11 protein-coding genes are annotated in these 11829 nt (G+C 70.6%); 4 read left to right on the top strand and 7 right to left on the bottom strand.

The features are described from left to right. Positions 1-78: 78 nt before the first annotated feature. Positions 79-699, bottom strand: a complete 621-nt coding sequence (gene ctaE, locus JS756_RS24970; RefSeq protein ID WP_205385439.1) for an aa3-type cytochrome oxidase subunit III — start codon at positions 697-699, stop codon at positions 79-81. Between the two features lie 145 nt (positions 700-844). On the opposite strand from ctaE, the gene JS756_RS24975 reads away from it, so the two are divergent. Continuing rightward, positions 845-1246: a response regulator gene (locus JS756_RS24975; protein ID WP_205385440.1), complete on the top strand. Its 402-nt coding sequence runs from the start codon at positions 845-847 to the stop codon at positions 1244-1246. A 374-nt stretch (positions 1247-1620) separates the two neighbouring features. Here the strand turns inward: JS756_RS24975 and JS756_RS24980 are convergent, their stop codons facing one another. The 4 genes from JS756_RS24980 to ctaC all read right to left on the bottom strand — a co-directional run bounded on the left by JS756_RS24980 (position 1621) and on the right by ctaC (position 6126). Next, positions 1621-2883, bottom strand: a complete 1263-nt coding sequence (locus JS756_RS24980) for a L,D-transpeptidase (protein ID WP_205385441.1) — start codon at positions 2881-2883, stop codon at positions 1621-1623. Positions 2884-3035: 152 nt separating this feature from the next. Beyond that, positions 3036-3434, bottom strand: coding sequence for a cytochrome c oxidase subunit 4 (locus tag JS756_RS24985; protein ID WP_205385442.1), 399 nt, complete (start codon positions 3432-3434; stop codon positions 3036-3038). Continuing rightward, on the bottom strand, positions 3431-5170 hold the full coding sequence (ctaD, locus tag JS756_RS24990) for an aa3-type cytochrome oxidase subunit I (protein WP_205385443.1): 1740 nt from the start codon (positions 5168-5170) through the stop codon (positions 3431-3433). Before ctaD ends, JS756_RS24985 begins: the two co-directional genes overlap by 4 nt. Beyond that, positions 5167-6126, bottom strand: a complete 960-nt coding sequence (gene ctaC, locus JS756_RS24995; protein ID WP_205385444.1) for an aa3-type cytochrome oxidase subunit II — start codon at positions 6124-6126, stop codon at positions 5167-5169. The genes ctaD and ctaC overlap by 4 nt, the downstream gene beginning before the upstream one ends. A 264-nt stretch (positions 6127-6390) precedes the next feature. Between ctaC and JS756_RS25000 the strand changes: the two genes are divergently transcribed. Then, positions 6391-7767 carry a cysteine desulfurase/sulfurtransferase TusA family protein gene (locus JS756_RS25000; protein ID WP_205385445.1) on the top strand — a complete coding sequence of 459 codons (1377 nt, stop codon included), beginning with the start codon at positions 6391-6393 and terminating at the stop codon, positions 7765-7767. A gap of 57 nt (positions 7768-7824) precedes the next feature. On the opposite strand, the gene JS756_RS25005 is transcribed toward JS756_RS25000, so the two are convergent. Then, entirely contained in the window at positions 7825-8799 is a 975-nt protein-coding gene (locus JS756_RS25005) for a carbohydrate kinase family protein (protein WP_205385446.1), read from the bottom strand. Between the two features lie 130 nt (positions 8800-8929). Between JS756_RS25005 and JS756_RS25010 the strand changes: the two genes are divergently transcribed. Together JS756_RS25010 and JS756_RS25015 are read left to right on the top strand one after the other, a co-directional pair. Beyond that, a complete protein-coding gene (locus tag JS756_RS25010) occupies positions 8930-9151 on the top strand; it encodes a hypothetical protein (RefSeq protein WP_205385447.1) in 222 nt (73 codons plus the stop codon). A gap of 146 nt (positions 9152-9297) precedes the next feature. Beyond that, positions 9298-11124 carry a hypothetical protein gene (locus JS756_RS25015; protein WP_307791041.1) on the top strand — a complete coding sequence of 609 codons (1827 nt, stop codon included), beginning with the start codon at positions 9298-9300 and terminating at the stop codon, positions 11122-11124. 102 nt (positions 11125-11226) lie between these two features. On the opposite strand, the gene JS756_RS25020 is transcribed toward JS756_RS25015, so the two are convergent. Beyond that, a complete protein-coding gene (locus tag JS756_RS25020) occupies positions 11227-11583 on the bottom strand; it encodes an iron-sulfur cluster assembly accessory protein (protein WP_023551351.1) in 357 nt (118 codons plus the stop codon). Positions 11584-11829: the final 246 nt, after the last annotated feature.

Here is an 11829-nt window from a genome sequence, read left to right on the forward strand (position 1 = left end):
GATTACCCCGGTGTCAGGATCTTCTGCGTCGATGCTTCTGGTGGGTGCGTTGCGGGAACGCGCGGGGATCGGGCCCTGCTACTGGATCAGGTAGATCGTGGCGAACAGGCCGATCCAGACGACATCGACGAAGTGCCAGTAGTAGGACACGACGATGGCGGCCGTCGCCTGCTCGTGGGTGAACCTCTTGGCCGCGTAGGTGCGGCCGAGGACCAGCAGGAAGGCGATGAGACCGCCCGTCACGTGCAGGCCGTGGAAGCCGGTGGTCAGGTAGAAGACCGAGCCGTAGGGGTCGGAGGAGAGCGAGATGCCGTCCTCCTTCACCAGCTCGGTGTACTCGAAGACCTGACCGCCGATGAAGATCGCACCCATGATGAAGGTGACGATGAACCAGCCCCGGAGCTTCTTCACGTCACCGCGCTCGGCGGCGAAGACGCCGAGCTGGCAGGTGAGTGAGGAGAGCACCAGGATCGTGGTGTTCACGGAGGAGAACGGGACGTTCAGCGCATCCGCCATCTCCTTCCAGTGATCGGGACCCGTCACCGATCGCAGGGTGAAGTACATCGCGAAGAGGGCCGCGAAGAACATCAGCTCGGAACTCAGCCAGATGATGGTTCCGACACTGGTGAGGTTCGGCCGATTGACCGACGGGTGCGCGTGCCCGGTTTCTACTGTCGTTGCTGTCGCCACGACCGACATTATGTCGGTCGCTTATCCCGCCCTCACCCTGGGGGGTGCCGTTCGGAGTGTCTCGGCCGTTCATACCGGTGTTGACGTGGTGTTCAAGGGAGTAGCATCCGGCCCATCGGGCTTGTCCCCACGACGCTGACGTCTCGGAGGAACCATGCAGCCGACCGCCACCGTGCTGGTCTACAGCGACGACTCCAACACGCGGGAGCAGGTGCGGTTGGCCTGCGGCCGGAGGCCCGCCCCTGACGTGCCGACGGTGGAGTTCGTGGAGTGCGCGACTCCGGAAGCGGTGGTGAGGGAGCTGGACCGGGGCGGGATCGACGCCTGCGTCCTGGACGGTGAGGCGGTGCCCATGGGCGGGATGGGGCTGTGCCGGCAGGTCAAGGACGAGGTGTTCCGGTGCCCGCCGGTGCTGCTGCTGATGGGGCGGCCCCAGGACGCGTGGCTGGCCACCTGGAGCCGGGCGGACGCGGCGGTGACGCTGCCGGTGGAGCCGGTGGAGTTCGCCGCGGCGCTGGCGTCGCTGCTGCGGCAGAAGAACCTGGCCAGCGCCTGAGCGCCCCGCTGGGTGCCGCGGTGTGACGTCGGTCGACCGCGGCGCCGTCGGGGCCGGTCGCACGGTTCCCCTCGTCCTTTCGGGGCGCTGCCGAACCGCAGTGGGCCTCGCCCGATCCGCTGGGGCGTTCCGCCGACCGGGCCCCGGCGGGCCGCGCTGCGGTCCGCCCCGCGGGAGGCGCGGAGCGCTGTCGCGGGGGCCCTCCCGTCCGTGGTCGGGGTGCCGGGCCCTGTCGCCGGACTCCCGGCGCACAGGCGGCGGGAGTCCGGCGACAGGGCCCGGATGCGGCCGCCTCGCGGCGCCGCGGCACGGTGCAGCGGTGCTGTACTCGGCCTCCCGGGCCCGGTGCGGGACCTGGCGCCACCGCGGCGCTGTCACACGCTCTGCGGCCGCAGTCTGGCCTTCTGCGCCTGGTTGGGCGTGTCCGCCGCGCCCGACGTCAGCGAGCTGCCCTGACGCCACTTCGTCCAGGTGAGGTTCCAGTCGCCGAAGCCGTTGCCGAACGGCTCCATCGTGTCACCGTTGCTGTTGACGACCTGGACTATGTCGCCCTCGCGGACGTGCTCGAAGAACCATTCGGCGTTGGAGGTGCTCATACCGGTGCAGCCGTGGCTGACGTTGGCGTATCCCTGGGATCCCACGGACCAGGGGGCAGCGTGGACGTACTCCCCGCTCCAGGTGACGCGGGTCGCCCAGTAGACGGGCAGGTCGTAGGAGTCCGCGCTGCCGGCGGCTATGCCTATGCTGGTGCTGCGCATGCGGACGAACTGCTCCTTGCCCAGGACGACCTTGATGCCGTTGCGGGTCTCGAAGCCGGGCTTGCCGGTGGTGACCGGGAACTTGTTGACCTCCTCGCCGTTCTTGTAAAGGGTCAGCGAGTGCGAGGCGGCGTCCGTCACGGCGATGACGCGGTCGCCCGTCTTCAGTTCGAGCGGCTTGGACGTGCCGCCCCAGAGGTTGTCGCCGACCTTGATGCCGTCCAGGTTGCTGCGGACGCTGATGGTGGCGTGCGCGGGCCAGTACTCCTTGGGCCGGTAGTGGAGTTTCTTGTCGTCGACCCAGTGCCAGGCGCCGTCCACGGCGGGCAGGGAGTCGACCTTCAGCGCGCGTTCGACGATCGCGCGCTGCCGGGGGTCCTTGACCGGCTTGCTCAGCTCGGCCGTGACGGGCTGTCCGACGCCGTAGGTGCCGGCCTTGGGGCCGAACGCGACCGTGAGGGCCTTGTTGGCGGTGGGCTTGCCGGTGTCGAAGGTGAAGACCTTGCGGCCGGGGGCGCCGTCCTCGTCCTCGGTGCTGACCCGCACCGTGTAGTGGGCGTCGGCGGCCAGCGGCTCGGTGCTGTGCCATCGGCTGCCGTCGGCGGAGAGTTCGCCCGCCACATGGCGTCCTGTGGCGTCCACGACGGTCACGTCGGTGATGCGGCCGTCGGAGTCCTCCGAGGTGATCTCCAGAGGCTTGTCGGGGTCTGCCTTCTTCGCGTCGTCCGAGGGGCCGCTGAAGGCGATCTGGTCCGCCGCGTCGTAGGGGCGGGCGGAGAGCGGGTCGCCGTCCGAGCTGCAGGAGGCGACGCCCGCGCAGAGGGCGATCACCATCAGCGTGCAGCCGGCGACGGTGCGGGGGCGGGGGTGCGTGCTCATGACCTCACGCTAGGAAGCCGAGTCAAGCGCGGCGCGCCGGGTCACTCCTTGGAGGGATGGAGGCTACGGCGAACGGATTCCGGCGCTGCTGCAAACGCATGAGCCCGGACGCTCCGTGTGGAGTGTCCGGGCTCTGCGCGGTTCGGCGTGTGCTACTGGGTGCGGTTCTCACCGCGGTAGTACTCGAAGACCCAGCCCCACAGGCCGACCAGGATGATCGGCGCGGCGAAGTAGATCAGCCACCAGCCGATGGCGACGCTCAGGAAGGCGATGGCGCCGCCGAAGCCCAGGGCGAGCGGCTGCCAGCTGTGCGGGCTGAAGAAGCCCAGCTCGCCCGCGTCGTCCGCGACGTCGGCCTCCTTGTTGTCCTGCGCACCGGTGTCGACCCGCTTGGCCGTGAAGCCGAGGTAGAAGCCGACCATGATGGACAGGCCGAAGGCCAGGAACAGGGCGGTCGTGCCGGCCGGCTCCTTGGACCACACGCCGTAGACGACCGCCATGGCGAGCAGGAAGACGCTCAGCCAGATGAACATCTTGCCCTGGATCTTCACTTGCCGGCCTCCTTGCCGCCGGAGAGGGCCTTGTCACCGTGGCCGGCGAGCGCGAGCTGCTCCAGCTCGGCGATCTCGGGGTGGTGCAGGTCGAACGCCGGGGATTCGCTGCGGATCCGCGGCAGGGTGAGGAAGTTGTGCCGCGGCGGCGGGCAGGAGGTCGCCCACTCCAGCGAACGGCCGTAGCCCCACGGGTCGTCGACGCCGACCGGCTTGCCGTACTTGGCGGTCTTCCACACGTTGTAGAGGAACGGGAGCATCGACGCGCCGAGGACGAACGACCCGATCGTCGAGACGGTGTTCAGGGCGGTGAAGCCGTCGGCGGCGAGGTAGTCGGCGTAGCGGCGCGGCATGCCCTCGGCGCCCAGCCAGTGCTGCACCAGGAACGTGGTGTGGAAGCCGACGAACAGCGTCCAGAAGGTGATCTTGCCCAGGCGCTCGTCGAGCAGCTTGCCGGTGAACTTCGGCCACCAGAAGTGGAAGCCGGCGAACATCGCGAAGACGACCGTGCCGAAGACGACGTAGTGGAAGTGCGCCACCACGAAGTACGAGTCCGAGATGTGGAAGTCCATCGGCGGCGAGGCCAGGATGACACCGGTCAGACCACCGAAGGTGAAGGTGATCAGGAACCCGGTGGCCCACAGCATCGGTGTCTCGAAGGACAGCGAGCCCTTCCACATCGTGCCGATCCAGTTGAAGAACTTCACACCGGTCGGGACGGCGATCAGGAAGGTCATGAAGGAGAAGAACGGCAGCAGCACACCGCCGGTGACGTACATGTGGTGCGCCCACACGGTCACCGACAGGCCGGCGATCGCGATCGTCGCGGCGATCAGGCCCATGTAGCCGAACATCGGCTTGCGGCTGAAGACCGGGATGATCTCCGAGATGATGCCGAAGAACGGCAACGCGATGATGTACACCTCTGGATGGCCGAAGAACCAGAAGAGGTGCTGCCACAGCAGGGCACCGCCGTTGGCGGCGTCGAAGACGTGGGCGCCGAACTTGCGGTCGGCCTCCAGCGCGAACAGGGCCGCGGCCAGGACCGGGAAGGCAAGCAGGACCAGGACACCGGTCAGCAGCACGTTCCACACGAAGATCGGCATGCGGAACATCGTCATGCCGGGGGCGCGCATGCAGATGATCGTGGTGATGAAGTTGACCGAGCCGAGGATGGTGCCGAAGCCGGAGAAGGCCAGGCCCATGATCCACATGTCGGCGCCGACGCCGGGCGAGCGGACCGCGTCCGACAGCGGGGAGTAGGCGAACCAGCCGAAGTCGGCCGCACCGTCCGGCGTGAGGAAGCCGGCGACCGCGACCAGCGAGCCGAACAGGTACAGCCAGTAGGCGAACATGTTCAGCCGCGGGAAGGCGACGTCGGGGGCGCCGATCTGGAGCGGCATGATCCAGTTCGCGAAGCCGGCGAACAGCGGCGTCGCGAACATCAGCAGCATGATCGTGCCGTGCATCGTGAACGCCTGGTTGAACTGCTCGTTCGACATGATCTGCAGACCCGGGCGGGCCAGCTCGGCACGCATGACCAGAGCCATGACGCCGCCGATGCAGAAGAAGACGAACGACGTCGCCAGATAGAGCGTTCCGATGGTCTTGTGGTCGGTGGTGGTGAGCCACTTGACCACGACGTTGCCGGGCTGCTTGCGCCGGACCGGCAGCTCGTCCTCGTAGTACGGCTGTTCAGCCGCCGAGGCTCCCTGGGGTTCGTTGACGATGCTCACAGGTTGTTCGTCTCCCGGTTCTTCTCGTGGCTCGTCTGCGCGATGCCGGCGGGAACGTAACCGGTCTGCCCCTTCTTGGCGAGGTCCTTGAGGTGCTGCTCGTAGCGCTCGGGGGAGACGACCTTCACGTTGAACAGCATCCGGGAGTGGTCGACGCCGCACAGCTCGGCGCACTTGCCTCGGAAGGTGCCCTCCGCGTTCGGGGTCACCTGGAAGGCGTTGGTGTGGCCCGGGATGACGTCCTGCTTCATCAGGAACGGCAGCACCCAGAAGGAGTGGATGACGTCCCGGGAGGTGAGCACGAAGCGGACCGTCTTGCCCTTGGGGAGCCAGAGGGTCGGGCCCGGGTTGTTCGTCTGCGGGTTCCGCTCACCCGGGGTGCCGCAGGTGTAGACGCCACCGGCGTTGTCGGGGAAGTCCTTCTTGTACCGGTCCGGAACGGCGTCCAGTTCCTTGGACGTCTTGGCGTCACCGGTGGAGCCTTCGACGTTCTCGATGTAGTTGAAGCACCAGCTCCACTGGAAGCCGACGACGTTGACCGTGACGTCGGGCTTCTTGTCGAGGCTGAGCAGCTTCGATTCGTCCCGGGCCGTGAAGTAGAACAGGACCGAGACGATGATGATCGGAACGACCGTGTACAGGGCCTCGATGGGGAGGTTGTAGCGGGTCTGCGGAGGAACCTCGACCTTGGTGCGGCTGCGCCGGTGGAAGAGGGCACTCCACAGAATCAGACCCCACACCAGCACGCCGACGGCGAGCGCGGCGGCCCAGGAGCCCTGCCACAGGGAGAGGATCCGCGGAGCCTCTTCCGTGGTCGGGGTGGGCATACCAAGGCGGGGGAAGTCCTTGTATGTGCAACCGGTTGCGGTCGCCAGGACCAGGCCCGCGGTCAGTGCCTGCAGCAGCTTCCGCCGCATCGGGCGCCGCGGCGAGCGGTCGGAGCCGTTGGGACTCACGTAGCGCCTTCCCGAGAGTCTCGCCCGCGCTGTACGGCTGCGGCCTGGCCTTCTCGCTGGTCGGTCGCCGCCCTGCGTCGGGCAGGGGTTTGGATGTTTATGCGGACCAAACCCTAGCCGACGCTCTTCGAGGCTTCGCGGGGAGGGGTGCCTACCGGGCGGGTTGGTTCGCTTGTTTGGCGGCTGAGGGTGGTCCGCCGCCCCTCGCGCGGCTCCTCGCGCCCCTGAACGGGGGTGCCGTGACCGGCCGTCTAGCGTTGCCCCATGGCCTACTTCGACGCCGCTTCCGCCGTTCCCCTGCACCCCGTCGCCCGGCAGGCCCTGCAGGCCTCCCTGGACGAGGGATGGGCCGATCCGGCCCGGCTCCACCGGGAGGGGCGCAGGGCTCGGTTGCTGCTGGACGCGGCGCGGGAGGCGGCGGCGGAGGCGGCGGGATGCCGGCCGGACGAACTGACCTTCACCCCTTCGGGAACCCGGGCCGTGCACACGGGGATCGCGGGGGCGCTGGCCGGGCGTCGGCGGACCGGACGTCACCTGATCGTGTCAGCCGTCGAACACTCCTCGGTACTCCATTCGGCCGAGGCGCACGAGGCGGACGGCGGGACGGCGACGCGGGTGGCCGTGGACCGGGCGGGGGCGGTGGACCCCGCGGCGTACGCGGCGGCCCTGCGCCCCGACACCGCGCTGGCGTGCCTGCAGTCGGCCAACCACGAGGTGGGCACCGTGCAGCCGGTGGCGGCCGTGGCCGAGGTGTGCCGGCAGGCCGGGGTGCCGCTGCTGGTGGACGCGGCGCAGTCGCTCGGGTGGGGGCCGGTGGAGGGCGCGTGGTCCGTGCTGGCCGCCAGCGCGCACAAGTGGGGCGGGCCGCCGGGGGTCGGGCTGCTGGCCGTGCGCAAGGGCGTGCGGTTCGCGGCCCAGGGGCCGGTCGACGAACGGGAGTCGGGCCGGGCGCCCGGCTTCGAGAACATCCCGGCGATCGTGGCGGCGGCCGCTTCGCTGCGGGCGGTGCAGGCGGAGGCGGCCGGGGAGGTCCGGCGACTGCACGAGCTGACCGAGCGGATCCGGGCGCGGGTGCCGCATCTGGTGCCGGACGTCGAGGTGGTGGGGGACCCGGTGCGCCGGCTGCCCGGCGTGGTCACGTTCTCGTGCCTGTACGTCGACGGGGAGACGCTGCTGCACGAGCTGGACCGGGCGGGCTTCTCCGTGTCCTCCGGATCCTCGTGCACGAGCAGCACCCTGACGCCCAGCCACGTGCTGAAGGCGATGGGCGTGCTCAGCGAGGGCAACGTCCGGGTGTCACTGGCGCCGGGGACGCCGGCGGAGGACGTGGAGCGGTTCCTCCAGGTGCTGCCGGGAGCGGTGGCGGGGGTGCGGGAGAAGCTGGGCGTGCCCGCCCCCGTGGCCGTCGTGCACCGGGACGAGATCGTGGTCGACGCGCTGGGCAAGCGGTGCCCGATCCCCGTCATCGAGTTGGCGAAGGTCATCGGGGATGTGCCCGTGGGAGGCACGGTGCGGGTGCTGTCCGACGACGAGGCGGCCCGCCTCGACATCCCCGCGTGGTGCGACATGCGGGGCCAGGAGTACGTGGGCGAGGAGCCGGCCGCGCAGGGCACGGCCTATGTGATCCGCCGGACGAGCTGACCGGCGCGGGGAGCGGGGAGCCGGTCGACCGGTCCCCCGCGCCCCGCGCGGACGGACTCAGCGCAGGTGCGCGCGGACCTCGGCGGCGGCGTCGTCGCCGTAGGCCTTGGTGAACCGCTCCATGAAGTGCGCCCGGCGCAGCTGGTACTCCTGCGTCCCCACCGTCTCGATGACGAGGGTGGCCAGCATGCAACCGACCTGGGCCGCGCGCTCCAGGGAGACGCCCCAGACGAGGCTGGAGAGGAAGCCGGCACGGAAGGCGTCGCCGACGCCCGTCGGGTCGGCCTTGCGCTCCTCGTCGGGGCAGCCGACCTCGATCGGGTCCTGGCCGAGCTGCTCGACGCGCACGCCGCGCGAGCCGAGGGTGGTGACGCGGTGGCCGACCTTGGCGAGGATCTCGTCGTCCGTCCAGCCGGTCTTGGTCTCGATGAGGCCCTTCTCGTACTCGTTGGAGAACAGGTACGTGGCACCGTCCAACAGGACCTGGATCTCCTCGCCGTTCATACGGGCGATCTGCTGGGAGAAGTCGGCGGCGAACGGGATCGCCCGGGAGCGGCACTCCTCGGTGTGGCGGAGCATCGCCTCGGGGTCGTCGGCGCCGATGAGGACCAGGTCGAGGCCGCCGACACGGTCGGCGACCGTCTTCAGCTCGATCAGGCGGGCCTCGCTCATGGCACCCGTGTAGAACGAGCCGATCTGGTTGTGGTCGGCGTCGGTGGTGCACACGAAGCGGGCGGTGTGCAGCGTCTCGGAGATGCGGACCGAGCCGGTGTCGACGCCGTGCCGGTCCAGCCAGGCCCGGTACTCGTCGAAGTCGGAGCCGGCGGCGCCCACGAGGAGGGGACGGGTGCCCAGCTGGCCCATGCCGAAGGCGATGTTCGCGCCCACACCGCCACGCCGGACGTCCAGCGTGTCGACCAGGAAGGACAGCGAGACCGTGTGCAGCTGGTCCGCGACGAGCTGATCGGCGAAGCGCCCGGGGAAGGTCATGAGGTGGTCGGTGGCGATGGAGCCGGTGACTGCGATGCGCACGGCGTGGACTCTCCTGTGTGGAGGGGGATTGACAGTTCACGCTACCCGCTCACGGCACGCGCCTGAAGTGAACGAAACTACCCGATAGTAGATCTTTCTTCGCAGCCCCGGCCGTGCCTACGGTTTCGCCATGACGAACCTCGAGTTCTCCTCTGCCGCGGCTGCGTCCGCCCCCACCGAGCCGGACGGCGGTCTGGCGTCGCTGCGGGGCGACTGCGCGCGCATGGTCCCGCACTGGGCGGCTCCCGACCGCGCCGCCGCCCGGCCCGTCTCCCCGCTGCTGATCCACGGCGTCCGGGTACCGGCGCGCTCGGCACGGCTGCTGGAGGCGATGTCCGACTACGGGGACTGACCCACGGAGGGAACCGTGCGCTCCCCCGCTGCGTCCCATCGCCGTCCCCCGAGAAGGGGATACGGCATACGACCCGCCGGCGCTCATTTTTGACAGGGCCGGGTCAGGGTCACCGGGACAGCTGTGCGGCCGAAGGAGCGAATGCGGTGAACACCGAGCGACCCGACAACGACGACCTGGGCGCCCAGATTGCCGGGGGCCCGGCCGAGGAGGCCGCTGCGCCGAAGACCCCCGGCCCCGGCGCCGGAGAATCCGCCCCGCAGGACGCCACTGGCACCGGCCGGGAGGAACCGGCCCGGCAGGACGCCACCGGCGCGGGCGCGGAGGGGCACGCCTCGCCGGACGACGGCGGGGAGCCCGCATCCCAGGACGCACCCCGGGCCGCCGCCGAGGAACCCGCCGCGCAGGACGGCCCCGAGGCCGCCGCCGAGGAGCACACCGCGCAGGACGTCACCGGCAGCGGCGGCGAGGAGCCCCGCCCGCGGCACGGCCGGCGGCACTCCCCCGCGGTCGTCGCCTCCGTGGCCGCCGCGGTACTGCTGGTCGGCGGCGGTGGGGCGTACCTCGCCGCGACCGCGTCCGGCGGCACCGGCGGCTCCCAGGGCGCGGGGTCGCCGAGCCGCGGCGGCGGCAGCCCCGCACCGCTGGTGCTGGACGGCTACTCGGAGAGTGCCGCGGACGGCGGCACGAACGGCACCAACGGCATCGCGCCCGGCGAGCCGAATCCCTACGGCGTCACCTACCAGGCGGACGGCCCGCTCCCGGACGGCCCCGGTTCGGCACCGGTGTACTGGGCGCGGGGGGAGGTGACCGAGGCCGAGGTGGCCCGGCTGGCGGCGGCGCTCGGCATCGACGGGGCGCCCGTCGCCGAGGGGCAGACCTGGCGGGTCGGGCAGGGCGAGGACGGCCACGGCCCGATGCTCCAGGTGAACCGGCAGGCTCCGGGGGCGTGGACGTTCAGCCGCTACGCCGCGGGCACCGACGACTGCACCGAGGGCAAGCCCGTCTGCACCGCCGCCCCGGGGTCCCCGACCATCGGCCCGGTGGACGTGGAGGCTGCCGAGAAGGCCGCGGCACCGGTGCTGAAGGCGGTGGGGCAGGACGACGCCAAGATCGACGCGAGTCAGGTGATGGGTGCCCGGCGCGTGGTGAACGCCGACCCCGAGGTCGGGGGACTGCCGACGTACGGCTGGACCACCGGCGTGATCGTCTCCGCGCAGGGCGAGGTGGTCGGCGGCAGCGGCCGGCTGAAGGCACCGGTGAAGGGCGACACGTATCCGGTCGTCGACGCGGAGACGGCGCTCGACGCGCTGAATGCGGCGCCCGGCACGCATCACCGCATGGGGATCGGCGGATGCGCCAGCCCGGTCCCGCTGAAGGACCGGCTGGAGCAGCCGTGCGGTTCCTCGACGGCGCTCCCGGAGCGGCAGACGCTCACGGTGGAGGACGCGGTGTTCGGGCTGGCCATGCGCTACGCCGACGGGCGGCAGGCGCTGGTGCCGTCCTGGCTGTTCGAGGTGCGCTCGCCGGGGGCCGAGGACGCGTTCACGGTGACGTACCCCGCTGTCGAGCCGCGGTACCTGAGCGCGCCGTCGGGGACCCCGACCGAGCGGCCCAGCCCGCGGCCGACCGGCCCGGGTGACGAACCGACCGCGGCGCCCGCCCCACGCGACGTGGCGGTGGAGGGCTACACCGCCGACGGCAGGGACCTGACCGTGCGCTTCACCGGGGGGGTGTGCGCGGACTACGAGGTGAGCACCGCGGAGAGCGCGGTTCAGGTGAAGGTGACCGTCACCGAGAAGCCCCGGCCGGGCCGGGTCTGCATCATGATCGCGAAGACGTACCACCGCACGGTGCTGCTGGACGCTCCGCTCGGGGACCGGAGGGTCGTGGGGTCGGACGGCCACGGGATCCCGCTGGAGAAGCCGGGGGCGCGGCTGCCGGGAAAGGTGACCGCGTCGCCGGTGCGGTAGCCGGGGCGGGCCCGCCCGGAGGGCACGGCGGCCCGTGACGGCGAGAGGCGGCGGCCCCCCGAGGGGGACCGCCGCCTCTTCCTGCCGTCCGGGCCGGCCGGCTCAGCTGAAGGAGTCGCCGCAGGCGCAGGAGCCCGTGGCGTTCGGGTTGTCGATCGTGAAGCCCTGCTTCTCGATCGTGTCCACGAAGTCGACGGTGGCGCCGCCGAGGTACGGAGCACTCATGCGGTCGGTGACGACCTTCACCCCGCCGAAGTCCTTCTCCACGTCGCCGTCGAGGGAACGCTCGTCGAAGAAGAGCTGGTAGCGCAGGCCGGAGCAGCCGCCGGGCTGGACGGCGACGCGCAGCGCGAGGTCGTCGCGGCCTTCCTGGTCGAGCAGGGCCTTGACCTTGGCCGCGGCGGCGTCGGTCAGGATGATGCCGTCGGTGACGGTGGTGGTCTCGTCCGATACGGACATCTACATCTCTCCCGGGTTGTACGGAGACTGCTTGCCGACAGGTGCAACCGGCGGGGCCGCGCATTCATTCCGGGCCGGCGCTCGCCTTGTCGTCCTGGTGCCTTGTGGCCGGTTTCTTCATGCTCGCACACGTGGGGCGCGGCGGACAGCGACCTGTGGACGAGCCCGCCGCTTCGGCACCGGGATTCATGTCACATCGACACTATGGCCGTCGTCAAAGTGACGTGAACCGGTTATGATAGATAG

Origin of the sequence: Streptomyces actuosus, assembly GCF_016921115.1 — a bacterium.
Lineage (GTDB): Bacteria > Actinomycetota > Actinomycetes > Streptomycetales > Streptomycetaceae > Streptomyces > Streptomyces actuosus_A.

Bases quoted from the DNA above. Each gene is read 5' to 3' on its own strand.
- JS756_RS24980 (WP_205385441.1), bottom strand. From the start codon at position 2,883: ATGAGCACGCACCCCCGCCCCCGCACCGTCGCCGGCTGCACGCTGATG.
- JS756_RS24975 (WP_205385440.1), top strand. From the start codon at position 845: ATGCAGCCGACCGCCACCGTGCTGGTCTACAGCGACGACTCCAACACG.
- JS756_RS25020 (WP_023551351.1), bottom strand. From the start codon at position 11,583: ATGTCCGTATCGGACGAGACCACCACCGTCACCGACGGCATCATCCTG.
- JS756_RS25010 (WP_205385447.1), top strand. From the start codon at position 8,930: ATGACGAACCTCGAGTTCTCCTCTGCCGCGGCTGCGTCCGCCCCCACC.
- ctaE (WP_205385439.1), bottom strand. From the start codon at position 699: ATGTCGGTCGTGGCGACAGCAACGACAGTAGAAACCGGGCACGCGCAC.
- JS756_RS25000 (WP_205385445.1), top strand. From the start codon at position 6,391: ATGGCCTACTTCGACGCCGCTTCCGCCGTTCCCCTGCACCCCGTCGCC.